Source organism: Serratia sp. PL7 (assembly GCF_945957435.1).
In genome coordinates, this window is sequence record NZ_CAMFLB010000043.1 from 1 (window position 1) to 25,114 (window position 25,114).

A 25,114-nucleotide genomic window follows, 5' to 3' on the forward strand; every position below is an offset into this window, starting at 1 on the left:
TTTGCACCTTTTAGCTACTGTAATCTTATTGGATTCATCAAATGGAATTTCTGTAAAAATTGATTTGAATTCTTTAGAAAATTCATTATGAACTTTCTCAACAAAATCTAAATTATCCAGACATAATTGCCGCAATAGAATATTGCGTTCTTTCGTAAAAATGTACAAAGGAACTACTATATTAAACAGCCTAATATCCCTCCCGTGATAGTCGTTCATAAACGTGATAATATTTTTGGTTAGCTCGTCAACTTTATCCTTCATTTCTTGAGAAAGAACCCAGTAATCGCAATCTCTTAAATAAGGATTTAATGCAACAGCCTGAGCATAGAAGTTAATAACGGCTGAGTTGAGGCTTGTGTGATTTTTATTTAAATATTCTGCAAGTTTACAAGCCTCATCGGAAGACTCCACTCGCATCAATCCTGCAATAAGACCAATCAATTCCTCTTCTGACAGATTGTATTTTCTTTCAACGATAGTCAATAGTTCTTGCTTATTTGAGAAGAGTTCGAGAACAACAGCTTTGCTGTAGTTACCGGAAATGCTGTAAGCATCAAGCCTATTTCTTGCTTCCATCTCCCCTTCTTGAATAAGAGAGGCTCTCAATGCCAAAGAAATAGCAAAGTCTTTTATCATTGCGTCACTGGAAGAAGTGATTATTCGTTGCAAATTACCTAAATCAACCTGGATTTTTGCATCTTCAATAATACCGCACCTAACTTCAATCAAATAAAGTAGAGAGTGTACGTCATCACTCAGGTTTGTAATGCTTGATATTAATTTTAATTTATCTCGTGCATCATCAGTTTTCCTATTTGAAACAAGCTTGAAAATTTCTTGAATTGGCACCTTCAAGTTACTTGGAATTACAGTGCTCGTCCCGATATACAGATTTGCACTTTCTATGTTGTACTCAAGCTTGCCTCCTAACACATTATCACCAGAACCATAGTGTGTTTGTGTAGTATTTTCCATGGCTTACTTACCTGGGTTAATAATTTTGTTACCACCGACATTGTCACCAGAACCGAAATGCTGTTGGTTTATCGTTGTTGTGGAAGTTTCAGGTATATTTTTGAGGATTTCAATAATATCGGGTTGGTTGTTCAATTTTTTCTCTATGGCTTTCTCGCTCATATCTTCATTAAAATCTAGTTTTGCTATCTTCTTAGCCAATTTCTCAGCATGTTCATCATTGGTGATGAATTCAGTTAACTTACTTTTAATTCCATCTTTAGTGAAGGACAACCCCTTAACGAAAAGGTCATAAATGCCTCTGGCAAGAAGTGCTGTGGTAAGTGCGCTCATTTTATATCCTTTGTCAAAAATATCTAAGTAGGTGGCTCTCACATCATAATTTAAACTTGATTTATGATTTTAGCAATTTCATTTGCTCAGAAAAATGACTTATGTAAAGATACATATGCATAAGCCTTCCATAGGGGGTATGTTGGGATATTAAAACAGACAAATAGTAGCAGCTGTCTAGGCATCTTGACTTGATAAAGTGGTGTTCACAGTGCCCTCTTACGAGGGGAAGCAATGCAGGCTGTTATGCAGTTATGGCATCACGGTAGGGGGAATATAGTCGCTGCAAGAAGTTGGGCAGCCTACCGCTAAAGCCCAATCGATAAAAAGAAGGATCGAGACTCTTCGAAACTGCATGAAGTAAACCAATTTAAGAGCTGCCCATAAGACTAAATAAAGATAAATCCCTTCGTAGTAAGCAAGGGGCGGACACCTAAAGGTACTGTGAGATTATATTTTCCAATGTTATTTTCCTCGTCGTAAGTATCGTCTAAATCTAAAATAATTTCTCTGTTAGATAACTCAGGAATACCTCGACAAAGACTGGCAATAATATTGGTTAAATTATAAACAGATGTGTATAGATCAAATCCCCCTGAATATAACTCCCCCTTATGCGGGAATTGTGGATCATTTGCGAACCCGTCTAAATCATCAAAAACATAGCTTAAATCATGGCAATATGTAATCAGTGATTTTTTTTCTTCTAGCTTCCAAGGTTGCACTTTGCCGGACATAAATTCACGCAACGCCTTCGCAACTATATGAATTGGGATGATTATCATCTCATAATGACTAAACAGTATGTTTTTATGATCAAAGAAAACACGAATCTCATCAATATCACCCTGGTGATGATAATAGTTCCTTAAATGTTTGAGCATTTTGAATTCAGGGTAATTCATTAAATCCCTTTCAAAATCTTGTTTCAATCTATCATTTAGAGAATGCAGGCTACTTAGAAATGTGTAAAGCGTTCTTCCGTTTCTTTTATGGGTGTAGGTCACATCCATTAGTTCGAAGCTGCTTTCGAAAAACCTGTCAATATACTTTAAATTATCCATTTTCTCTCTCTGAGATCCAATTGTCGGCCATTCATATTATAGCCCACCAAAAAATTAATTCATGACATTTACCGTCTAATTAGTACGCATCAGGATAGTAGGCATAGCCGCTAGGCGGCTTTTTGTTACCCACGAACTCCACAATCGCCCCTGATAGCCTTGCACCGGCTATCAGGGCGCTCCCGTTCGCGGAGGTGGCTTGTTGGCCTCTCCGCTTCTCTGGCTTCGCTCATATGGATTTGTGGATAACAAAGGTTGGATATGATGGCATTTCAAGTCGCTGCAGCACAATACCTGGTGCGAAAACACCATCATATATCGGTCACGCTCTTTGCCGGCCAAGCTGGTTCTGATAGTAAAAAGGGGATTACTTCACGTACTTCCAGGCTGAGATCGGCACCTTATCAAAGATACGGCCAACGGCCAGTTCGGCTTTCCGGTGGTCATATGCACCCAGGAAAAACTCAACGTCACCTTGTACCACTTTATCACGCATGTGCTCATACATCCGCTCCAGCGTATCTGCACTGCTGGCCTTACGAAACCTGAATAGAAACGCTTTCTTATCCATTTTACCGTCCAAAAAAAATCCGACACATCAGAAATATGTCGGATATATATCATTAAATATATTACTTACTAGTTTGTCGGAATAAGGAAGCTGTCTAACGATTTTCCATGATCCAATGCGTCTTGAATCGGCTTTGGTTTCCGGCCAACACCCGACCAGTATTGCAGCTGCCCGTTCACTTCAAATTGGTACTTAGGCGCACGTTTTACACCTGTTTTTGATTTTTTTGACGAGCCAGAAGATTCAACACCCAGCAACAATTCGCTCGGGTCAAAACCTTCTGATTGGATCAGCTGGAGTAATTCCATACGTTTCGTCTCGCGTTCAGCACGCTCTCGTTTTTCACGCTCGGCATCTTCACGGCGTTCTTCGATGACAGCACTAAATTTTTCCTGCATCTCCAGCAGTAAGTCATAATCCGTTTCACGCGCAAAAGCTCGCACAGAACGGATGTTAGAGAGGATTCGTTTTACTTCGCTGTAGATTTCGTTGTCGCTCATTATTTCCCCTTAGATTTTTGAGAGAATTCAAAGCCCAGCTTACCTGTGGCTTTATCCTGCAAAACCAAAGTCGCATCGAACTTTTTACCTGCTTTGCTGGTGAATCCTTTAATTTCGTTAGACTTGCCTTTCTTTATAATCGTTTCAACCTGGTTCACTGTCAACTTTTTCTCTGCCACTATAGCCCAGATTTTAAAATCGCAACCCGTACAGGCATAAATTTTTGGTCGAATCATAATTTCTTTATTGCAAGAAGGGCATTTTTCGTTAAGACGGGGTATTTTATCGTATTCCCTTTTCTCACCTTTAATTTCACCTACATTAACGTCTTTAAGTTGCTCAGTCAAAAACCCATACAAGTCGGTTACGAACTGATCAACCGTTAACTTACCCTCAGCTATCTGCAACTGCTGTTCAAACCAAAGCGCCGTCATATCTGGTTGCGTCGCAACTTCTGGCAACGCATCAAAAAGCGCAAGACCGGTTTCTGTAGGAATAAGTTTTCCCTTTTCAACGACGATAAAGTTACGCTTTTTGAGCGTCTCTATAATCGTTGCGCGGGTCGCCTCAGTGCCGATCGAACCATGCGCCTGATCGTTGTCCTTATCCTTCTCCTTTAACAGCTTCTTAATTTCAACATTATCAACAAAATCAGCGATGCGTGTCATTGCCGAAATTAAACTCGCCTCATCAAAAAGTTTGGGCGGCGTGGTTTCTTTCTCTTGAACGGTTGCTGATTCGCACCGCCCATCCTGGCCTACCTGCAATTGACTCACCACGTCAAAGGCCGTTTCTGCCGCGTCATCTTCACTGACTTCTTTCGGCTCTTTCAAATACGCCTCGAAGCCGGGATGGATTTCTTTCGTTGCACGGTAGGTAAATGTCTGACCATTGACTTCAATACAGCCAGTGGCTTCCTGGAAGCGTTTAGGCGGCATAAATTGGATTAAATACTGCCTGGCTATGGCCGTGTAGACATTGCGCTCATCAGTGCTCAGTTTATCCAGGTCAGGTACGTTATCGGTTGGAATGATCGCCGTGTGCGCCGTCACTTTGGCACTGTTAAACGCTTTGCTCTTGCGCGTGGTATCTACGTCTGCGTCAGCAAACGCAGCACTGGCTTTCAATGCGGCCACCACGTCCGGGGCTTCCGAAAACTGCTCATCGGACAAATAGGCACAATCGGAACGGTTATAGGTGATCGCTTTGAACTTCTCACGCAACCCTTGAGTCACTTCCAACGTCCGGGCGGCAGACATGCCGTGATCGCGGTTCATTTTTTGCTGCAATTTACTCAGGTTAAACGGCAGCTTAGGCGCGGTTTCCTTGTCTTTCACAGCGGCTTCAACAACACACGCTGTTTTACCGTTCACCAGGGCGGCCAGCTCGTCGACATAGCTTTTTTGGAGCACATGCCCTTTGTCATCGACCGGGGCATCCTCTGGGAATTGCAGCCGCGCAGTGAGGCTACCGGAACCCAATGTAAAAGCGCCATCGAGCATGTAGTAATAGGACTTGCTGTGTGCCTTGTTGGCACGCCAGCGGCGAACAATAAGCCCCAACGTGGGCGTCTGGACACGTCCGACCGACAGCACACCACGATACCCCTGTGATTGCGCTTCAATGCTGTAGGCGCGTGTCGAACTCAGCCCATAAATCTCATCGCCTACACTGCGTGAAAGCGCCTTGAGATAATCCCCATGAAAATCTTTGTTGTCACGCAGATCGGCCAGGGATTTTTTAACGCCTTTATCGGTGTTATCGTTAATCAGTACACGCTTAACCGGCTTATCATTGCCGCTATAAATCAAAAGTTCATCAACCAAAAGCTGCCCTTCATCGTCTGGGTCGCCAGCGTGGACAATCACATCGGCTTGTTTAATTAGCTCAATAACTTTATTTACATGGTCAACCTTATCCGGTGAAATCTCATACTGCGGCGGGTACAGTTTTAACGGCAAATCTTCTTTTCGCCATTGTTTATACACCGGGTTATAAACTTCTGGCTGTACGGTTTGTAAAACATGACCGAACAGCCAAGACACTTTATCGTTACCACAATCAATATATGCACCTTTGTGGCTACCACCGCCCAAAGCGGCGGCGATATCTTTAGCAACAGCGGGTTTTTCTGCAATAAAAAGTCTCATAGCTAAATCCTTTACACTTAAAATTAGAAACGGTCATCTTCGGGGAGTGCATCACTCCAATCCGTGATGCGGGTTATAGAGGGTGTTTTTCTTAGATGTACTTTCCCAGGCGTTATATTAGGATAATCATTTGTAATTCCTTGCCAGCCTTCCCAAGCCATTTGTGTTCCATAATCTAAGTAATTTCCATCAATACCTTTTTCAGAATTAAACCCAGGCATTGAAGTACAATGTTCTTCAAACAGTTCCCTACTTTTACTCATAGCTAATTCTCAATTATTAATGGAGAAGGGCTTATCCAAATCGATAAAGTCCAGTAACCGGCTCCCGGACAGCATCAATATGTCGGAATGACCGTTAAAAAGGTCTTTGGAACCGCTTGAGGTTCGCCCGGTATGGCAGAAAAAACCTTTGCACTGGAATCGCTCGACCAGTTCAATAAACTCCAGGACATGCCGTTTATTGATGAGATTGCTGTAACGCTTGGCCTGGATAAGGTACAGCTCATCGCCACACCAGACTTTGCCATCCAATCCGCCATCACCGGAGTAGCGCTTGTTGCGTTGGATCGTGAAGCCGCGCCGCTCAAATACCTCGAGAAGCAGCTCTTCAAGGGTGTAGGGGTCAATCTTGCGTAGATACGCCAGGCGTTGGCCTGGATGTGGAATGTCGTCGAGTTTAGCCAGGATACGGCCAGCCTGGCGGATCTTGCGCCGGTGTCGCCGCGTCCTTCGCCGCCAAGACAACCAGGCGAAGAACAGCAACACAGCCAGAAAGACAATGGCGTGTAGTAAGTGAAAGTTCATCGTTGCATTCGCTATCAAAAGTTGCGGCGCCGGCACGATGGCCAACGCGAGAATGACAGTATTTGTTCAGCCTGGTCAGCTGCAGCTGAGAAAGGTTTGCTATCACACCATCATCAGAGCGTTATCCACAAATCCATATGAGCGAAGCCAGAGAAGCGGAGAGGCCAACAAGCCACCTCCGCGAACGGGAGCGCCCTGATAGCCGGTGCAAGGCTATCAGGGGCGATTGTGGAGTTCGTGGGTAACGCGGGACGTCACCAGTAATACGTCTCACCGACTTTTTTACCGTCTATATAAATATCGACGTAGTTCTGGCTGCGACATCCTGGCGGGTAATGGTTCCCATTGTTGATAATACACAGCTGATTTTTCTTGAATTCGGCGGGCTTGGTTTCATATTTCGTACACCATTCGTCACCGTGGCCGTGCGCCCAACGTACACACTCTTTACGCTCAGGGAGCCATGCGCCTTTACCGGTGCTAGCCGATCCGCTGCTACCACTGTCTACGGCACAGGATGAAAAACTGGGTAACGGCGATTTGCCTTTTTTGACCCGTTTAAGCATCGCAGAATGCGCTGAGCTGCAACCATCAGGAAATCCACTTGGCAAACACAGCCAGATAGCGCATTCATCCTCTGATGCGGCATAGGACGTTTTAGGCGTAAAACCACTGACGAGTAAAAGGGCAGACAGTGCCAGCCCTGCAAGCAAGGTTTTCATATTGAGCCTCTAAATTGAATTTACGGTGGAGGGGGATTAACGTGAAAGGTAAATATCTGTGCTATTGCAATTCAGGCAATCAACTTTAACCTGATACCGAATAACACCTTTAGCCCCATGCTGACGAAGCCATGACTTGGTAGAGAAGAAACTCTCCGAGCTGGTTGTCGCCACCATCACGAATGGCGAATGCAATACTGAATAGTAAATATCGGCGGTATACGGTGTTTGAGGTGAAAAATCACGAATGATACTCGACCATCGGCCACTCACCGACAGCGACGGGATCAGCATGTTGTTTTCCTTCCATGCCGGTAATCCTGTGTTCAGGATTTCTTGATTGCCTTTCCAGTCTACTGGCGGCGGTGGAGGCGGCGAAGAACACCCAGCCAGGATAAGCACCGACGCTACAAACAGTTTTTTATTCATGCTGATTCCTTAAATTATCAAAACAATTCTGCTTCAAGCTCCCCTAAAGAAAGCATAAGTTCCTTCGAGGGATATTTAAGTCCTTTCCGACCTACCGCTGTACCCCTATTCAGTTTTTTAACCTCTGCTTCAAGCTTGGGTGAAACTGAAACTAACCTATCCATGAAGTAGTGATCGCTAAAATAAAATGCCTTTTTACATTTAATGGGATTTTCCCCTTTAAGCAGGATAAATTCTTCATCAAACTTCAACGTACTAAGTTCCTGAGGAAGAACCAGCGCACGCTGTGCGTCACTCTCTGATTCACCACGACTTAATCCGCCCTTACTTCTATTCTTACTTTTCCCTGTATTCTTTAACGTGGTGTAACCTAATTTAGCCGAGACTTCATCCGCATCTTCTTTTTCACTGACCGCATAAATCACCCGGCAAGGATGGTTTGCCATTAATGACTTAGCCCCATACAATCCGTAAATCTCAATCAGCTGTGCGATATTTTGGTAAATAGTTAAAAGTTTCAGCTTAAAGCCAGCAATGAATCCAGAGGCTTTCTTGATGTAATGCATCGCACCAATGGATGGGAACTCATCAAGCAAGAAAAGAACATCATTTTTGTTTTCCGGCACGAAGTCCGGGTTTTCACGCATATTAACGTCAATGGCGAAATTGAAAAACAGATTTAAAAATGAATCAGCAATCTTTGCATCATCGGCGTTAACACCGATGTAAACCGTGATTTTATCTTTACGTAACTCTCGCAAATCAAAATCATTGCGGTCGGTAGCTGCACGAAAAAGCGGAAGCGTAAACGAATCAAGCTTTTTCTGAAATGTCTCTTCTGTACTAGATTTAGCTTCACCCTCTGCCTCAAACAATTTTTTAATCTTGTTCAATGCATCGTTGATAATATACGTATCGTTAGCATTCCCTTGAGACATTTCAACAAGTGCTTCTCTGTCTGACAAAAGCGCTTCCTGATCTACGGCAAAATACAAATCCATTACCGTACCGATAGAAAAAAGCGGTTTTACGCTGATGCTCGCAAGGAATTTCTTGTCATATTTTATCAGGTAATACAGCAGTTCGGTAAACCCAACAAAAACCCGACTGGCCGCGCTGTTAAAGTGCGCTTCCGGGCCACTCAATCCAACTGACGGCCAAACAGTTTCTGCCAGGTTCTTCAAATAACCAGCCCCTTTCTCTGAGGCCAGGTCAATATAGAAAAGTGGGTTAAAACCATGGGTTTTGCTGCTGAACGGATCGAGAAGATAAACCTTATGGCCGAGAATTAATTGCCTGAACTTACTGGTTATCTTGTAACACTCCTGCTTAGGGTCAAGCACAATCATCGAGTGCAACCAGCTCAACAAATTGGGAATAACTACAGCTGCCCCTTTACCAGCGCGTGTACCCGCCCCCATAGAGATAAAATCCGGGGCGATGTAGCGCAACAGCTTACCTTTATGGAGGCCGATAATGACCCCCCCTTTACTATCATCGCCCCAGGTCACGACCTTGGAACGACGAATATCGGCATCACTGGCAAATTTGGCATTCCCGAACAGCGCGACCTTTTGAGTAGACAGTTGGATCATCAACCCCAACATCGCCACCAGGGAAACCCCAAACCCTATAGCCAGAGCCAAAAGCCCTTGTAACCGTATATCAGAACGGACATTGCTATCCGTTAACACTTGGAACAGCATTGAAAATCGATAAATTTTGAAAAATCGGCGCAGCGAGACGCCGTTCAGGAAGTAAACCGCCACACTGGCGACCATGACGGTAAGCACTCCCATCATGATCGCCACAAAAACCCACTGCCCTCGGTTAAATTGCCCCATGCCCCAGCTCCTTCATGTATTCCTCGCGATGTACGGGTTTGAAATAAATCTCCCCCATCCGGCGAACATTGCCATTAATGTCAATGCTGGCAACCACATCAATGCTGTTTAAAACTTTACGCAGCAGAACACTGTAAGGCATGTTTTGGCATTCGGTATTTTGATAACAACGCTCAACCATACCGATTATCGCTTCATACGGTGAGCCTGCATGTAAAGAAGAGATAATCCCCTCATGGCCTGAACCGATGATTTTTAAACAGTCCCATGCTTCCCCACCGCGAATTTCCGCTAACAAAATTCGGTCAGGGTTCATACGATAATTAGAACGCACTAATGAAGCTGGGGTAACAATCGCCTTATCACCGGCCTCAGCCGGGTAAAAGAGATGTACATAATTCTTGTGCTTATAAAACTTGATTTCGGGGTTATCTTCAATCGTGGTAATGCGCAGATGCAACGGGATAAAACCGATCAGGGTTTTCATATAAGTAGTTTTACCCGAGCCAGTTTCCCCCACAATCAGCATCGTCTTTCCGTATTCAACACATTTTTCCATAAAAAGAGGAATATTGCCCGACTGGTAAAACTTCAGAAGTTCATCATCATGGTTCTGGGTGTTTTCTTTCCCCATCACCCGATTATAAAAACCGTTTTCTACATAAGATTGATGTTCAACGTTAACCAACGTCGGTTTACGAATGGTAATAGATACCGTTTCCCTTTCACAAGTTGGCGGAAGAATTACCTGACAGCGCTCTCCGGTTTCCGTTGTCGCTGATAATATGGGTTTCAGGTCGGAGATATCATCATCATTGGCGTTTGCGAGTGCTGTCGAGAATGCCATGCAATCATCTAATGATATTGGGGATTCATGTTCTTGCCAAATCCCCGCAATTTTTGTGAAAATTTGACCTGGACGATTAACCGCAACTTCGGTTAATCCCTCCATTGCCAGAAAATCGCCAAAATACTGATTTTGGTAATACGACAGTGATTCGTTTATTTTCTTTTCCATTAGTATCCCCATCCTTTTTGTTTAACAGCATAAACATTTGAAAAATCGATATCCTCACCGGTAATCAGGTTAATAATCTCACCCTGATTTTTATAAAGCGTCGGCGGGATATTGACGCTGTTTTCAAATGCGGTTTTAGCCACTTCCGCCAATGACTGGCGGCTGTTTTCGGTGTAATCCGTATTACGGTCTTTGCTACCGGCCTGATCGGTAATGGCCCCGGTAACGTCGGGGATCATCCCCAGCATCAGCGCCCCACCGAAACGGTCGAGCCAATGGCTATCAATCCAGCCTGACACCCCAGCTTCCCCCAACTCCCCGGCTGCTTGTGTATCCATCATCGGGATATCGAGGTAGGGTTTCTCCCGCGTCCTTAGCTTTGTCACCATGATGAACGCGCGCCCCTGGCCGTGATTTAACGTCCCGGTGCGGTATACGCCTTTGGCTTCTGTCCCTTTAGGGATCAGCTTGACGTTCCCGCTCGCGCTGTAGATATCTTTACTGATGGTGCAGCGAATTTTACCGGCCAAATCAGAAATAAACCGGTAGTCCAGGGAACAAGGAATATTTGTGTTTTCCGATATATACAAGTCGGGGTTGAGCGATATGCGTCTAACTTTTGGTTGGTTAGCCGGCGATGATCCCCCTTCTTCTAATGTGCCTGGTGCGCCAGGTGTACCGGATGAGGTTGCAGCCGGTACAGCGGTAGCGTTGGCCTGTGCATCCTCGATTGCCTGCTCTTCTTTGCGGGTTTTACCGCTATTTTCCGCATTGGCTGCCCCGTCCACCGTCTCCAATGCCATATAGCGCGAAAATGTCGGTTTTTGGGGGGGTAATGGGGCGGCGTCGCCGCTGGCAGCTTGTTGCTGGCCGTCATCGCCTGGGGTACTACTGGCAGCAACAGGCGCAGACGCCGCAAACGGATCAGAGCCTTTACCCAGGTCGGTACGCCGCGCAGCCACGCCATCATTACGCTGCGCATCACTGCTTTGCTTCGAATCCGTCTTAGGGCTGCGGTTCTTTTCCAAATAGTTAAAAGCAAATGTCCCGATGATCACCACCCCGATAGCCATAAAACCAATGCCAAACAGCATCTTGTTTTTCGGGCGTTTTTTCATCTTGGCAACATCAGCGGCAGTGGCTTTTGAATCCTCTGCCGGTGCCGCTTCTTGCTGCTCGGTCAAATACTTCTCCCGGACAGCTTTTTCCATATCAGCCACTGACATCTCCGCATCTGCTGACTCTCCTGCAGATGAGTTTGACGGGGTTTGGCCAGCAGCCCGTTCACGCGCTTCATTCTCCAATTCGTCTACGCTTTTTTCCTGGTCACTCACGGCTGTACCTCCACACGCTCAACGTTTGGCGAGACTGTGTTCCCGTCTTTTACGGTCACTTTCCCGAACCCTTGATTTTCAACCCCGACCACGCTGTCACCAGAGCGCAGCACAAACCGGGGGTTGGTTTGTGAAATCACCATCACCTTAAAATCGCCTTTCTGCTCTGTGGTTGGTTTCACAGAGACTTCCTTGCCGTTTTCTTCCAGGAACACACTCGGGAATGTCTTAACCGGAGAGAAGCCCAGATACGTAAACCGGCCATCGTCATAGACAAAGTCCGGCGTAATAAGGCGGCTACCTTTCGCCACTCGCATCGAGTACGCCCAATTGCGGGGAGCTTTAGCCAATTCAAATTGACGCTCTATGCTTTGTTGCATCCGTTGTTTTTCGAACTCTTTTTGTCGCTCCGCCTGGGCAACCTGTTCTTTCATCCTGGCTTCCTGCGGGTAGAGGTAGTTGACGACATACGCGACATCTTTCGTTGACTTGCCTGCGTCAATCAGACGCAACTCCAGGCTGTAGAACCGCTTAGTCGTTGTCACAAAAAGGTTGGTACGCCACCCCTCATCGGTCGGCTGGAATACCTGAACGGTTTCTTCCGTCTCACCGTCATCACCACCGCTCTTGACGGCTTTCACCGTTTGCTTGATCGGCGCTACAGTGATGTACACCCGGTTAGCCTCTTTCTGAACATCCCAGCCTTTCGGCATGCCGACACGCGTACTGATCACGTCCTCATCATCATCAAACACCAGGGTCGACACATACCCCTCAGAGGCTTTAACTACCGTGGTATTCCTGGGATTAAATGACACCTGCTGCATACGACTGTCATAGCTGCTGCCCTGTGGTACAGCCGCCGCCAAAACGCCCCCTGACCACACCAGGGCAACGCCAAGTGAAAGTGCGCTTAACGCTCTCATGATGCCCCCTGTTCCTGTTCACGCTGATAGCTGGTCACGGTAAAACCCAACGGGTTTAACTGGCGTTGCTCAGCAGACATTTTTTGCGATGGGTCAAACCGATAAGTCAGACGTGTAGTCCAGAATTGAGAAACAACGTTGCCACTTTTCACATCCCGGATACGTTTTTCCCAGCGAATAGTTGCCAATAAATCAGGGTTATCTTTATTCGATGATTCGGTTACAAAGTCAGTAATGATTCGCACCTCAACGGTGGATGTTGCGCCATAAACCTTATCTGGCGCATTGGCACCACCGTACCAATCGAGATAACCTTTATTCACTTCACCGGTTCCGTAGACTTGAACGGCGTCATAGTCATGTTGTAAACGGAACCAGTTATAACCTTCGCGCTTTTCGACGTAATTACCGATGAAATATTTCGCTAACGCTAAGTTTTCTGATTCTTTACCATCTTCAACCGTAGTGACCTTTTCGATATAACCCGTCAGTTTATCGGCAACATAGAGATCGACTTTGGTTTCTTTCAATGGCAGTAAGGTAATAAGGCCAATCAAAGCCAGCACACCGAAAAGAACACCGACCCCCGCAAAAATAAAAGCAATTTTCTTATCGCGCTGATCACGCTGAATAGTCTTTAACTCAAAACTTTTTGAAGCGGCCAGATAGTCTTTAGTTTTACTAGGCTTACTTAACATAAGCGCCTCCAATAGAGGTATTAATTGGTTCTAATTGCCCCGATACCGGAGGAAGGGTGTTTTGCTGCGTTGCACATCCAGAAAGCACGCACAGCAAAAGCAGCACGCCCGTTATTTTCATAGCGAGTACCTTAAATGTATTAAAAATTAATGGAGAGTAACGTCAATGAGGAACAGAAGCAGTTATCTGATTACATGGCGTCTTTAATCTTTGGTTCGGTTTTAACTGTAGGTGCGCTTTTCCATTGCATCCCGGAAGAGGTTTTTGGCGCTTTCGGAGTGATGTCAGCTGGTTTAGGACTCTCCCCGCTCACTCTTGACGCCATAATATTACGGTATTTCTCAGTAACGGCCTTGGCCGTCATTTGTGCACCCTGTCCCATTGCATACCCTGCGCGGCCTGTCGTGCGGGCATCGCCCTTAAAGCCCTCGCTCATGCCTTTCCCCAAATCTTTTGCGCCGCCTTTCCCCATCTTAACCATGCTCTGCGCAGCTTTAGAGGCACCAAACAACCCAACCCCCACACCCATTGCTGCCGCTGCCTGCATTGTGCCTTCAACGCCAACACCAGCGAGCTGTGTGGCGAACTTACTGGAAAGCCAAACAAGTACAGCAGCCAAAACACCGGTCGCACAAGCCTGAGCACCGAGTAGTATTAAATTACTCATATCCGCTTGTTGGTTAGCTTTGGCAAGAACATCATTAAATAGGGTTATGGTTATACCAATAAAAAGAGTCGCAAAAAGAACTGTCAAAATACTTGAGAATATAATTTGCAGCCAATTATTAAACATTTGACGCAAGAAGCCCAAGAGCATGCAAAAGATAAATATAGGAGCAACAATTCCCATTAGTAGTATCGTTATCTCTGCAATTACAAAAACCGCAGCAGATACAAGCGTAGTAACTAAGGATCCAGCCCAAGCAAGCATAGCGCCAATGCCACCATCAAGCTTTACGTAAGTAGAGTCGTCCAATTGAAGTAATTTATTGGCTAAATCAGATGTACTCTGCCACATCGAATCTAACATTTGCCAGGGATCTGAACCATGCCCAGATACAGAAGCAAACCCATCTTTCATTCCATTAAGCGCATCAATTGTTAGAGTTAAATAACCTCCGAGATTAAGCATAAACGCCAATATTACTGACATTTTTGCCAAGTCCCATATGATACTTTCAATTGGACGCTGTAGTTTACCAGCAAAAATACGATAACCAGAAACTAAAACATAGAGTGAAATTGTTGCTTGAATAAGAGTTGCCATTAATCCGGCATAAGCCATCATCTTGCCCTGCGTTGCTGCTTGCAGGGCATCCATGACGGTATTATGGAAATGGACGAAAAGTCCTTCACCCGCCATATAAATACCTTATCTTTTCATAAGAGGTAAAAACTTTGCCTTTGTCTGTTCGTCACCTAATTGAGCGAAAGAAATAGCAGCACGACGAGCAAACTCACAGTTGTCGCTTGCTTCACCAGAATCAAGGCAATTCTTATAGACCTTGTACGTTTCATCAGGGTGGCTTTTATACCAAGTCTCTGATTTCGTCTCATCCTTGCAAGCTGAAAGCGAAAATAGAGCAGCAGTAATGAAAGTAATGCTCGCGACGTTAAGTTTCATTGTGATCTTCCCTTTTAGTAAGTAGGTACAGACGCCTTTGCCTGTTGTTCACGAAACGCCTTGTGTCGTTTCGCTTCCAACAGTTTATCACGCTGTTCGGCAGATTTAATGTTCATTTCCCATTGCGTAGAGAGCACGTTCAAATGCACACTCTGCGCCTGGATACTGTTCGCCAAATCTTGTGACTCTTTGCTATCCTTGGAGTAGCTAATGCGATCGGCCAGCTGGTTAATATTGGTCAGCGTATCGTTGATTTTCTTTTCAACCTCCGAAGTCTGCTCTATCTGCCAGGCTTTATTGACCACTTCCTGCTTACACACGGTGGCAATTGACGAATCAGCTTTGGGATCGCAAACATCAAACGACTTATACTTGTCGTAAATACGCTCTAAATCGCCAGTAGGGAGGTTATCACTGAGAATAAAGTCATTCAGGCTCAAGCCACGTTCCTGAAGTGCCTTTATCTCATTTTTCATACTTTTGGCCTGGTTAATGAACTGCTGTACATCACGCACGCCGGTCGCCGTTGCAAGCTGATCCTGATAAGAACGAAGCTGGCTCTTATAATGCTGAACTGTCTGTTGCCAGTTTTGCATCTCCCGCACGAACTCCTGGGCGCGTTGGATATTGCTAACACCATCAAAAACCGGAATACCCCCGGCCAATACGGAAGCCGATGGAGAAAACAACGCAGCCAGCAGCACACATGCAGTCAGTTTATTGCTTTTCATAGTAATTCCTTATGCAACTAGTTTTAGGTACGAATCAACCCACTCGTCCGGCTTCATGCCTTCTTTAAAGATTGAGTCGAAGATTTCCAGATCGTCTTTATCAGCGCTGAGTAATTTGGTGGTTACACCAAGACCGGATAAATCCAATGTAACAAGCGCAGCAAAATCATTAAGGTCGCCTTTATGCAAAGGTGATTTAACGATAAGAAATTGCCGCGATAACGGATCAAGACTTTTAATAATATTAAAGTACCGCTCGGGGACTTTCAGCTTATTAACGTACTCATCATAGTCGGCCTTAGGATTCGCCATATAGAAATGCGTTGTACATTGTTCACGCATTGCCCCTGACACACTGCTTTTTATAATCTCCTCTGGCGATTGCGTCGCGGGGATCATCAGTCCGTTAAGTTTACGCATTGTTTTAAGACGGTTATAAACAAAATCGGCGAAAGCATCATTACCGATCCATTGCCAAAACTCATCCATTTGAATAATTAAACGACGACCATCGAGCAAGCTGGTAACACGGTATAGAAGATAGAAGGATATGGCGGGACAAACATCGGGATTATCCAAGAACTCAGTGCCATCGATGCCAAATATATCATACTCACTCAAATCGAAAGTATCGTTATCGTTATCGAACACCCAGGCTAAATCACCGCCCTGAGCCCATTTTGCTAATCGAATTTTAAGGCCATCTTCCCGGGCTTCTGCTGTTGATGGCTCGCTGATATTTTCCAAGAGTTTCGTAACACCAAAAGCACGAAGCTCTTTAGGCAATTTCATTACCCGGTTGATACCGTCATTGAGCATCTTTTCTCTACGCTCTGAAAGCGTATTGCCATTTGCTGTACACAGAATTTTCATCAATTGCTTGATGAAAATGATATTGCGCTTGGTGGGTTCCAACATGAAGGGTGCGAATCCGCTAACTTCACCACTTTTAACCATGAAATACTGCCCCCCCAACGCCCTGATCCCCGGTTCTGCTGCTCGGTCTTTATCAAAATACACCGTCGTCAGCCGCTTGGATTTCACATTGCTGGGGAACAAATCCTCCCTGCGCCACTTCTGAGCCATTGCGGCCAGGAACAGCATCAACACCGTTTTACCTGACCCGGACGCACCGAGGATATCAGCATGGCCAAGCGTCTTCTTTCCCCGCTCATCGATGCCCATTAGCGTGTTATGCAGATTGAGGTCATATTTTCCGCCTGAGGGTGTTTTCAACTGCACCAATGGCTCCCCCCAGGGGACACCGTCGCGTTTACCAGCGAAAAAATTATGTAATGACTCAATATCCACAAAGTTCTGACTGCTGACCGGCACCAGGCGCGGACGAAGATGATACACCCCCGGCAACTGAGCCAGGAACGCCGCACCCAGCGACAACATCGACAGTGATACGATAAACCCCAGATCTTCGAGAACAGTCACAATAGCGTTACTGTCACGTACCAGCTCATCCATCGTATCTGCGTATATCATTAGCGAGTAATGGAAGCGGCCAAACGAAATGACACCCGATGTCACAAGGTCTTTCGCAACTTTCAAATCCACCAATTGCGACTCAGCTTCATCACCAGCGCTGTTTAAGTGCTTTAGCTTGTCATCAATGCTGGTGATCGTTTCCCGTTTCCCCATAGCACTGAATGAAGTCGTTAATACATACGTCACCGGTTGGTATAACAACGCATCCATTAGCCCTGCCTCGGTCTGCTCACAAAAATCCTTGATTTCTATGGAGCGGAAGAAGCGTTTAGACCTCGCCGTATTAACTTGCCCGGTATCCTGTGAAAGAAACAAATCAACACCACCCAAAACTTCATAAAATGGCGTTTTAGTTAAGCGTACCTTTTGCCAGATACCCGATAACAAATACTGATAAAAGCTAAGTTGTGAAGAATAAACACCAGTTTCATCTTCATACATACCTAGCGGCCTTGCATGGAAGCGTTTAAGCGACGCACTTAATTTACTGATTATTTCGCGCATCTCAGGCAGAGTTTCTTCAATGGCCTTCTTTTTCTCGGCAGGTTTACGCATCGCGTTTTGTGCCTTTTGTTCCTTGGTAAAAGGCATATAACACACTGTATAAAAAATACGGTTGCGATAAAGCTTCGTATCTCTGATTCCGTCGTAATATTTACGACTTATTTCATCAGCAAGATCATTACCACTCGGCGAATCCAGATGCTCGTAAAACTCTTCACGAATACGGTGAGTATAAAACGTGACCGGCTTACCCTCCCACGACCGGAGCATAGTATTTAATTGATTATTGATAATTTTCAAATCATCATCTTTCTCGCACTCGAAAGGCACACCCAAAATTTCCCAAGTGGCGATTTCATCAGTGTTTCTTGTTTTAACGATTTGAGTATCAATGTGAGATGAATAAGGAATGATTTTTTCCAGCGGCATACGCTCATTCAATTTCATGCTATTGATTATCTCCGACATATCAACCGCATCATATTGAGCGGCTGAAATAACAGTGGCGTCATAATGACGATTCATTTTAAACACGCCACGCGTTTGATATTTCAACCAAATGAGATGAAATATCGACTCATCTTCATTGGTCATTCTTCGCATGATAAACCATGCCGCGATTGCGAGGATAAGACAGAACCAGCTTACGTTAGCGCTGAGAGTAATCAGCGCCCCTTCTACGACAACGAACGGAATAAGCGGGACACCAATCCCGCGTAATACCGGCTGCCGCGCTAATGCCTTAAATAAGGTTGCCATGCAGCCCCCTGAAACTTAAGAAAGCCACTTACCGATCTCTGCCGCAGCAGAGATAATGCCAGCGCCAAGGATAACGCCCCAACAGTCCTTGATTGACTCACCACGGAACAAGCAACGGAAGCCGACGATCAGCGCCGCAATCGCGACAGTAACGCCAACAAGTGAGTGTGCTTCTTCAAATACTTTTTGAAGCAGTTCCTCTGTTTTAGTCAACCCAGCCGCATTTACAGATGAAGCAGCCGTCAACGAGACGATAGCCAACAGGAACTTGTTTTTAAAATCACGAGCAGTCTTGAACATAATATTACCTATTTAGTGTATGGTTATCGGCGATGAACTCGCCGCGAATTAACGTGGTTGGGTATAATGTGATGACCTTCTTATCCTTAATTTCCCTTTTATCCTCTCCTGTTTTATCTGTAGCCTTGTCATATTTAGTACTTGGAACAACAAAAGTTTTCCCTGGTGAATCAGGATAGCCAATACGTTCAACATAACTTGTCTTATTGAACTCAGACTCTTTCTTTTTCCCGGTATTAAAATTACCGGAGTAGTAGCAGCTCAACGCGTTCTTGAGCGTTTTTCCCCTGGTGTAGCAGTCGGTGAGTATCTTTTCGAATACAGTTAGATTGGTGCAAGGGTTAAACAGTTTTTCAGCATCAACATTGAATTTGTCAAAGTTAGTGCTCGTAATTTGCATCAATCCAACCGAGTAGCGTCGTTTCTTCAATTCGATGTTTCTGACGATGGAAAGCGCATCTTTTTTATTATTTGGAAGATGAGTTATAACGCTCTTCCCATCTTTTATCCTTTGTTCTTTTGGAATTATCTCTGCAATAGCATAGGGATTAAGTCCTGATTCAACCCTGACAACATCCATCGCAGTATCAGGGTGAACAGTGGCTGCGCACTGCATCGCAAGTGCGATAAATGTTGTTGTAGAAATCATGATGACCTTCTAAGTCAAAACAGAAAATAAAAAGTGGCCGTCCAGAAAATAAAAAGGCCGATGAGAAGTGAATGCCATGTGTATCTAATTAAATAATTCATAGACGCTCAAAATGGTAGCGGCAGTTATTTTCTATCTTTACCCACTTCCTTAATAATTTCGTTTTTTGCCCTCTCTCCATAGAGGTCGATCAGGTATTGAAAGAATTGTGCCGTGGTGATCTGTTTCCCCGTCATAAATGACACTTCGATTGCCAGTTTTTCAACAACTTGCTTTCGAGGAGCGCCAATGTAAATTACACCTCCTGCCGTTGATGGCTTTTTTATACGATCAAGACCTGTATTTGATGACATGAAGTCTCCTGATAAGGATGCAAAAAAGTGCCGCTGAGTTTCCCCAGCGGTTATGAAAAATCTATATTTAGATAATGTGCTACGTTTATCAGTTAATGCGCGGTTCTAACGTAGCCATCGAGAAAGTTGATGAGAGAAGCCATTCGATTTACAGGTTCACTTTGCCCGTTGATTTCTTCAAGTTTAGCCAGAAGGTCAACAGGGACATTACTGTAAGAAACCGATTGATCACTTTTATCAACTTCCGTCAACTCAAGGTATCGTAAACCTGCGATAACTGCCTCAGGGAGAGGACGAATCTTACCGCCGATCTTAACAAATTCATTCACACCTATGAGCTGGGTGATTTTCGTCGTGTGAACAACTTCGGGGTCAAAGCACAAGAACAGATAAGCAGGGAAAAGAGGCCGCTGGTTGATGCGCACGCTCGTCTTGCTGTCTGCCCGTTTCGTGATCACCGTAAGTAATGGTGTGTAATGAGTGACCGACAACCGCTCAAACCCTGCAAGGATTTGCTTGTAGGCTTTCGGACTATGGTAAAGCAGAAACCAACCCTTCATAGAACCTCCTTTTCCACGCTGACGCCCTGAGCGATCCAGGTGGATATCCCCAATACGTGCCACGCCATAACTGTATGGATATACAGTATTATGCAAATCTATGACATGTGCAACTCTCGTTGTTGTTTGGTGATTCCCTGATGTTACGCAATACGTAACATTAAAAGTGATAAGTGATGGTAAACGTGTGCCAATGTTTCAATTACTTATCAGGTTTTATAATGGTTCCGAAGAGATTGAGAATTGCGCGTAAGTACGCCGGACTATCCCAGGAAAAACTCGGTGTCTTGAGCGGTATAGATGAAGGGTCAGCCCGAGCTCGTATATCCAGATATGAGCATGGCGTTAATCGCCCCACCTATGAACAGACACGCCAGTTCGCCAAAGTGCTCGACGTTCCTACATGCTACTTCTACATCGATGATGATGGCTTTGCCAACCAAGTTTTAGCCCTGTATGACAAAATCAACAACCCAACCATGCCGCCGCGTACATTCTATTGATGTTATACCACGCTGACGCCATTTCCGATCCAGATGGAGGGGAAGAAGGAAGGACTCGATCACGTTGTTATCTATCTATATACTGCTACATTCACATAGTATCAAAATTTACGGCCAATGAAAGCAGAAAAGGCCACGATAGTATGCCAACAAATGGTGATTAAACAGTAAGAAAAACCATTAAAAATGCAAAACTCCAGAATTAAAATCCATCCGCTAAGACATTACTAGATCAATCGATCGCCTTTAACCTCTTAAACAAACAAAAATTCTTTTTTACACAGTTATTACTTAAAAAAGATTAACCGATCAATTTCAACAACTTGCAGTGCCATGCAAATTTTCATCTATACGATGAAATATTGTCATTGTATCTACGGCAAGATAACTCTCAATTTATCCAATATATGTTCTATTGGATATATCAAATATATCATCTATATGAGCTAAGTGAATTCTAACTCCAATTCGCGTGCGGTTATAGCTTGAACACGCCCACTTTTATTCCGACCTTGTCCTGCTGTTGTTGCTTCAACAAACTCATTTTAGCATCCTGGAACTGCTTTATGCTGACACTCTGTTTTATGAAACGTTGCGGATCATTCAGCACTTCAACGTTGTTAAACTGAACCTTTCTATCAATGCCAATCACACCTTTGTTCTCAACAACCCAGTTATTTCGCTTAGACTCTTTATAGCCTTTGACTTCACCTTGCTTATCAAACAAAGGAACCTTAACAGTTGTTTCCCCTTCCTTTTTTATCTTAATTACACTTCCTATATTCACTTTTTCCCTGAGCAGCTCATTTGCTAAGTTGGTTCCCCAAATAGTCATTTCCTTTTCGCCCTTTATCGTTTTCAGTTGAATATAGTTTTGACGTTTATTTTTAGGGTCGTTTTTGTAATGCGTGTTCCCAAAATCAACCACTTCATAAAGATTACGCGTTTTATCAGGTTCTGCTTTTATTTTAGTTTTAAGTGCAAAGTCATGCTTATGAGTGGCCTTTACGTTATAGCCTTTGTCTTGGAGTTTTTGTGCGAAACCAGAGCGTAAATCGCGGAGATCTTGCTTACGTATGTTTATCCGATGACCGGCATTGTCAGGTATACGCAGAACAACATGTACATGAGGGTTGTCTGTGTCCTGATGATAAGCCATCATAAATCGATTATCGGGGTATTTTTCTTTTATAACATCCCGAACCGAATCCAACATATCATCCTGGCTAACACCGACCATGGAATTTGTATTGAACATCATGTTATGTGTTATATGAGGGTTTTTGTTATCATCAAGACGTGTTTTATCCTCAGGGGAAATCATATAGTCGTAGGCTTCGGAAATATCTTTATCACCTTCATATTCTCTCCCTTCATCATCTTTTAACTTTAAATCAGAATCACGACTGATGTAGTTAATTGAATTTTTTATTCCTCGGGCTGTTTTGGCATTACCTGTGATTTTAACCATGACTTCACGACTAGCACCTTTAGAAGTAGTACGCTGCTTTACCCCTTTCTGATAAGCAGCACCACCATTCCTGGCTTTATGTGCAAGAGGATTTTTTGACGCTCGATCACTCCGCGCCTTTCTAATTTTGTACTCTTTATCAACACTAACGCCCATCTTTGCCTCCCCGTTTCCTAAAGTTACTCCTATTAATCCCAGCCGTTGTTAACGTATCAACCTGTTTTTTCAAGGCTTCAATGTTTTCATTAAGACGGCGAACATCCTGTAAAAATTCATCATCGTTAATAGTTAACATCTGTTTTTTTGATATGATGTAATGCAAATTACGCCCTACCACATCAACAGCGTTCCTCACCCTCCGAAGCTCTGCAACTTCATCCGGGTAAAAAGCTGGAGCGTTGGTCAATGAAGATGCCAGGCGAAACCGCGACTCTTTGGACAAAGACCAACCATTTCTAGCGGCTTCACGCTGCAACTTTTCTTTCAGCTCCATGCTAACTTTAACATTAAGCTTCTCCGAGTTATCCTGAAAATTGAAGTCACTAATTTCATAGTTAGCGGTGCTCTTGGTTGCTGTAATAGCCAATGCGATTTTTTTTAATAAAGATGCAGGTGTTAACCCTGCTATTGTCGCTTCTGATTTTAAAATATCGTATGCGTCAACATCCAGTCTAAGTTGTACATGTTTTACTTCATCCCCCATTAGAGAGCCTCCGGTAACGTTATTACATAGTTCATATAATAGCAGAATGCATGTTTATGTGGCTATATTTACAGCAGATGGTGATCTGATACAAGCCTATATCTAACTCTGCTATAAAAAACACAAAATGACAATATTCGCTTTTAAATCATATCATTAACGCCTCTAGATGTGTTCGCTATGCTCACCCATCAAGACAACGGAAATCACGCCCAGGTCGCCGCATAGCGTCGCCCAGCCCGCTCACCGTTGCCAGCGTTAAAAACGTTCTGTGTAGCGGCGAGTTGGTTTAGGCTTTGCAGGGCGGAGGGGGGGATTTTGCGTTATGTGGGTTAATTACGCCTACGGCGGCTTCGGGGGAATGTTACAGCGGCGCTCATCTTTCTTTTTCTTTTCCCCCTACATGCCCTTTCGGGCATAAAAAAGGGAGCCTTAGCCCCCTTTCTTTCATCATCTAATCTTTGTTAAATCGTATTTTTCACCGTACCACTCAACTAACTGCTCTGGGGACTCTTTCGCCTCATACGCTTGGAGAATAAAATCCGAACTCAAAGAAACGTCTTCCATCGTTAAGCCATATCGGTGCTCAAAAAGCCGTTTAACTCCTGCCTTGTAATAGTGAATTGACTTCGTGTAAATCACTTTATTTTTCATAGCGCATACCCCCGCAGGTAATCGACCCACCAACGCAGATCGTCCCATGCATGTGCTTTCATTGCCGGTATACGGGTTTGTTTTCCGCTTGCGAGTTGTTTTGCGAGCTGTATAATATCAATTGGCATTTTTAATTCCTCGACAGTCTTAGATTTGCCTGAGAGCCGGATTGTTAGCGCAACCCGGCTTTCTTTTTTAGATGGATTGAATTACTTCATTTACTTCCTTCACAACATAGTTGTAACCCTTGTTGTTTTGGCCGAATTGGAAAGCCGCATCAAATTTATTCAGTGCATTTGTGATATAACGGCAAATCACAACTTCACCAAAAGAATTTTCTGCAATAAATACAACTTCAAAGCGAGATAAGCGGAGGGTATCAAAATTGCGGTTAGATTCTTTCATATTCATTACTCCAATCACCTACGGGGTGTACCGATCGAATCGCTATTGATTCAATAAATTCATTATACATCGTTTGATATCCGATGCAACTTTTATATTCATCAATAATAAATTAAGCGGTGTGAGTTAAGCCTGAATTTGATGGCGGGTTGCGTATTCTGCGTAGTATCGATTGCCGTTTATATTTGCGGGGGTCATGGTAACGATATACCCGGAGCCTGATTTCTCCACCGCTTCGAGCTGATAATAAGACCGGTTTAGAACATTTAGAACCATGTCACCTACAACTAATTCTTTAGTTTTCTTTTCCATCGTGAAACCTTCTGCTGTAGTGATAATTATCGATTCAATAAATCCATTATACATCGTTTGATACTTGATTCAATATAAGATAAAAAAATAAGGCGGGTTCCCCCGCCTTGTATTAATTTGTTTTTTCTAATTGTTTTTTACCTTTTGCTTTTCTTTGCCCATTTGTTCCATACATTTCGCGGATTTCTTCGATGGTGTGTGTTTTCCTGTTGTAAACACTTTTATGCTCCTCTGGTCTGTAATACCACTCTTTTTTACTAGGTGCCCACTTGCATTTTAGCGATTTAAGTATCTCTTTATGATTTTTAGTTTCACCTCGAATCCAAACCCAGTTTCCTATCACTTCGAATATTACCCCTTCCAACGTCACAATCGTTTTTAATACACTTTCAATTTCATCACTGTAGTTATACACATCCTCTTCATTCTGTGATTGAAATTGATTTATTTTTCCAATGTTATTAGTAAGGAATTCATACGCCGCATTAATCATTTTCATCATTTCTGCGCCGATAGGGTTTTTATCTGGGTGATATTTAACAGCGAGGCGTTTAAATGCTTTTTTCAGTTCGGCCTGATTAACTTCACCAGTTAAACCGAAAACATTGAGGGCTTCTTGAATGTTCATAATTTTATTCCTAGCGCCGTTCGGGGCGTACCGTTCAAATCACTGCTGACTTGATAGAACCATTATACATCGTTTGATGAATGGCGC

31 protein-coding genes are annotated in these 25,114 nt (G+C 44.0%); 2 read left to right on the plus strand and 29 right to left on the minus strand.

The features are described 5' to 3' along the window. From N6G83_RS51625 to N6G83_RS51660, 8 genes are all read right to left on the minus strand, one after another. Nucleotides 1-978: hypothetical protein (locus N6G83_RS51625; protein ID WP_260524306.1), on the minus strand; the 978-nt coding region annotated here is incomplete at its 3' end. A 3-nt stretch (nt 979-981) separates the two neighbouring features. Continuing rightward, nucleotides 982-1,311, minus strand: coding sequence for a hypothetical protein (locus tag N6G83_RS51630; RefSeq protein WP_260524307.1), 330 nt, complete (start codon nt 1,309-1,311; stop codon nt 982-984). Nucleotides 1,312-1,700: 389 nt separating this feature from the next. Next, complete coding sequence (locus N6G83_RS51635) at nt 1,701-2,375, minus strand: hypothetical protein (protein WP_260524308.1); 675 nt, start codon at nt 2,373-2,375, stop codon at nt 1,701-1,703. A gap of 367 nt (nt 2,376-2,742) precedes the next feature. Beyond that, nucleotides 2,743-2,946 carry an Hha/YmoA family nucleoid-associated regulatory protein gene (locus N6G83_RS51640; protein WP_219015165.1) on the minus strand — a complete coding sequence of 68 codons (204 nt, stop codon included), beginning with the start codon at nt 2,944-2,946 and terminating at the stop codon, nt 2,743-2,745. A 68-nt stretch (nt 2,947-3,014) separates the two neighbouring features. After that, a complete protein-coding gene (locus N6G83_RS51645; RefSeq protein WP_260524309.1) occupies nt 3,015-3,446 on the minus strand; it encodes an H-NS family nucleoid-associated regulatory protein in 432 nt (143 codons plus the stop codon). Beyond that, a complete protein-coding gene (locus N6G83_RS51650; RefSeq protein ID WP_260524310.1) occupies nt 3,446-5,596 on the minus strand; it encodes a type IA DNA topoisomerase in 2,151 nt (716 codons plus the stop codon). The genes N6G83_RS51645 and N6G83_RS51650 overlap by 1 nt, the downstream gene beginning before the upstream one ends. 23 nt (nt 5,597-5,619) lie before the next feature. After that, entirely contained in the window at nt 5,620-5,859 is a 240-nt protein-coding gene (locus tag N6G83_RS51655) for a hypothetical protein (RefSeq protein ID WP_219015162.1), read from the minus strand. A gap of 9 nt (nt 5,860-5,868) precedes the next feature. Next, the gene (locus N6G83_RS51660) at nt 5,869-6,303 is read right to left on the minus strand and encodes a restriction endonuclease (protein ID WP_260524329.1); all 435 of its coding nucleotides are present in this window, start codon (nt 6,301-6,303) and stop codon (nt 5,869-5,871) included. Here N6G83_RS51660 and N6G83_RS51665 point away from each other — a divergent pair. Further along, nucleotides 6,256-6,387, plus strand: coding sequence for a hypothetical protein (locus N6G83_RS51665; RefSeq protein ID WP_260524331.1), 132 nt, complete (start codon nt 6,256-6,258; stop codon nt 6,385-6,387). The genes N6G83_RS51660 and N6G83_RS51665 overlap by 48 nt on opposite strands. A gap of 269 nt (nt 6,388-6,656) precedes the next feature. On the opposite strand, the gene N6G83_RS51670 is transcribed toward N6G83_RS51665, so the two are convergent. From N6G83_RS51670 to N6G83_RS51740, 15 genes are all read right to left on the minus strand, one after another. Then, complete coding sequence (locus tag N6G83_RS51670) at nt 6,657-7,124, minus strand: conjugal transfer protein TraL (protein WP_260524311.1); 468 nt, start codon at nt 7,122-7,124, stop codon at nt 6,657-6,659. 36 nt (nt 7,125-7,160) lie between these two features. After that, a complete protein-coding gene (locus N6G83_RS51675) occupies nt 7,161-7,553 on the minus strand; it encodes a cag pathogenicity island Cag12 family protein (protein WP_126179342.1) in 393 nt (130 codons plus the stop codon). 17 nt (nt 7,554-7,570) lie between these two features. Then, nucleotides 7,571-9,397: a type IV secretory system conjugative DNA transfer family protein gene (locus N6G83_RS51680; protein WP_260524312.1), complete on the minus strand. Its 1,827-nt coding sequence runs from the start codon at nt 9,395-9,397 to the stop codon at nt 7,571-7,573. Continuing rightward, nucleotides 9,384-10,415 carry a P-type DNA transfer ATPase VirB11 gene (gene virB11 / locus N6G83_RS51685; RefSeq protein ID WP_260524313.1) on the minus strand — a complete coding sequence of 344 codons (1,032 nt, stop codon included), beginning with the start codon at nt 10,413-10,415 and terminating at the stop codon, nt 9,384-9,386. The genes N6G83_RS51680 and virB11 overlap by 14 nt, the downstream gene beginning before the upstream one ends. Then, complete coding sequence (virB10, locus tag N6G83_RS51690; protein WP_260524314.1) at nt 10,415-11,749, minus strand: VirB10/TraB/TrbI family type IV secretion system protein; 1,335 nt, start codon at nt 11,747-11,749, stop codon at nt 10,415-10,417. The genes virB11 and virB10 overlap by 1 nt, the downstream gene beginning before the upstream one ends. Further along, nucleotides 11,746-12,675, minus strand: coding sequence for a P-type conjugative transfer protein VirB9 (gene virB9, locus N6G83_RS51695; protein ID WP_260524315.1), 930 nt, complete (start codon nt 12,673-12,675; stop codon nt 11,746-11,748). Before virB9 ends, virB10 begins: the two co-directional genes overlap by 4 nt. Next, a complete protein-coding gene (locus N6G83_RS51700) occupies nt 12,672-13,373 on the minus strand; it encodes a virB8 family protein (protein ID WP_260524316.1) in 702 nt (233 codons plus the stop codon). Before N6G83_RS51700 ends, virB9 begins: the two co-directional genes overlap by 4 nt. A 191-nt stretch (nt 13,374-13,564) precedes the next feature. Further along, nucleotides 13,565-14,737: a type IV secretion system protein gene (locus N6G83_RS51705; protein ID WP_219015153.1), complete on the minus strand. Its 1,173-nt coding sequence runs from the start codon at nt 14,735-14,737 to the stop codon at nt 13,565-13,567. Between the two features lie 9 nt (nt 14,738-14,746). Next, nucleotides 14,747-14,998, minus strand: a complete 252-nt coding sequence (locus N6G83_RS51710; protein WP_126179348.1) for an EexN family lipoprotein — start codon at nt 14,996-14,998, stop codon at nt 14,747-14,749. A gap of 14 nt (nt 14,999-15,012) precedes the next feature. Next, the gene (locus N6G83_RS51715) at nt 15,013-15,729 is read right to left on the minus strand and encodes a type IV secretion system protein (RefSeq protein WP_126179349.1); all 717 of its coding nucleotides are present in this window, start codon (nt 15,727-15,729) and stop codon (nt 15,013-15,015) included. Nucleotides 15,730-15,738: 9 nt separating this feature from the next. Beyond that, nucleotides 15,739-18,489 (minus strand): VirB3 family type IV secretion system protein, encoded by a 2,751-nt coding sequence (locus tag N6G83_RS51720; RefSeq protein WP_260524317.1) that lies wholly within the window; start codon nt 18,487-18,489, stop codon nt 15,739-15,741. 15 nt (nt 18,490-18,504) lie between these two features. After that, on the minus strand, nt 18,505-18,789 hold the full coding sequence (locus N6G83_RS51725; RefSeq protein ID WP_260524318.1) for a TrbC/VirB2 family protein: 285 nt from the start codon (nt 18,787-18,789) through the stop codon (nt 18,505-18,507). A gap of 4 nt (nt 18,790-18,793) precedes the next feature. Then, nucleotides 18,794-19,438 (minus strand): lytic transglycosylase domain-containing protein, encoded by a 645-nt coding sequence (locus N6G83_RS51730; RefSeq protein ID WP_219015151.1) that lies wholly within the window; start codon nt 19,436-19,438, stop codon nt 18,794-18,796. A 125-nt stretch (nt 19,439-19,563) separates the two neighbouring features. Continuing rightward, nucleotides 19,564-19,791, minus strand: coding sequence for a hypothetical protein (locus N6G83_RS51735; protein ID WP_126179353.1), 228 nt, complete (start codon nt 19,789-19,791; stop codon nt 19,564-19,566). A gap of 92 nt (nt 19,792-19,883) precedes the next feature. Further along, entirely contained in the window at nt 19,884-20,351 is a 468-nt protein-coding gene (locus N6G83_RS51740) for a transcription termination/antitermination NusG family protein (protein ID WP_219015150.1), read from the minus strand. A gap of 221 nt (nt 20,352-20,572) precedes the next feature. Between N6G83_RS51740 and N6G83_RS51745 the strand changes: the two genes are divergently transcribed. Next, a complete protein-coding gene (locus tag N6G83_RS51745; protein ID WP_126179355.1) occupies nt 20,573-20,854 on the plus strand; it encodes a helix-turn-helix domain-containing protein in 282 nt (93 codons plus the stop codon). 478 nt (nt 20,855-21,332) lie between these two features. Here the strand turns inward: N6G83_RS51745 and mobP1 are convergent, their stop codons facing one another. From mobP1 to N6G83_RS51775, 6 genes are all read right to left on the minus strand, one after another. After that, a complete protein-coding gene (mobP1, locus tag N6G83_RS51750) occupies nt 21,333-22,481 on the minus strand; it encodes a MobP1 family relaxase (RefSeq protein ID WP_260524319.1) in 1,149 nt (382 codons plus the stop codon). Next, nucleotides 22,471-23,028 carry a DNA distortion polypeptide 1 gene (gene ddp1, locus N6G83_RS51755; RefSeq protein WP_260524320.1) on the minus strand — a complete coding sequence of 186 codons (558 nt, stop codon included), beginning with the start codon at nt 23,026-23,028 and terminating at the stop codon, nt 22,471-22,473. The genes mobP1 and ddp1 overlap by 11 nt, the downstream gene beginning before the upstream one ends. A 450-nt stretch (nt 23,029-23,478) precedes the next feature. Continuing rightward, nucleotides 23,479-23,682, minus strand: coding sequence for a hypothetical protein (locus tag N6G83_RS51760; RefSeq protein ID WP_260524321.1), 204 nt, complete (start codon nt 23,680-23,682; stop codon nt 23,479-23,481). Nucleotides 23,683-23,877: 195 nt separating this feature from the next. Further along, on the minus strand, nt 23,878-24,087 hold the full coding sequence (locus tag N6G83_RS51765) for a hypothetical protein (protein ID WP_260524322.1): 210 nt from the start codon (nt 24,085-24,087) through the stop codon (nt 23,878-23,880). Between the two features lie 126 nt (nt 24,088-24,213). Further along, nucleotides 24,214-24,399, minus strand: coding sequence for a hypothetical protein (locus N6G83_RS51770; RefSeq protein WP_260524323.1), 186 nt, complete (start codon nt 24,397-24,399; stop codon nt 24,214-24,216). 112 nt (nt 24,400-24,511) lie between these two features. Further along, complete coding sequence (locus tag N6G83_RS51775) at nt 24,512-25,027, minus strand: J domain-containing protein (protein WP_219015180.1); 516 nt, start codon at nt 25,025-25,027, stop codon at nt 24,512-24,514. Nucleotides 25,028-25,114: the final 87 nt, after the last annotated feature.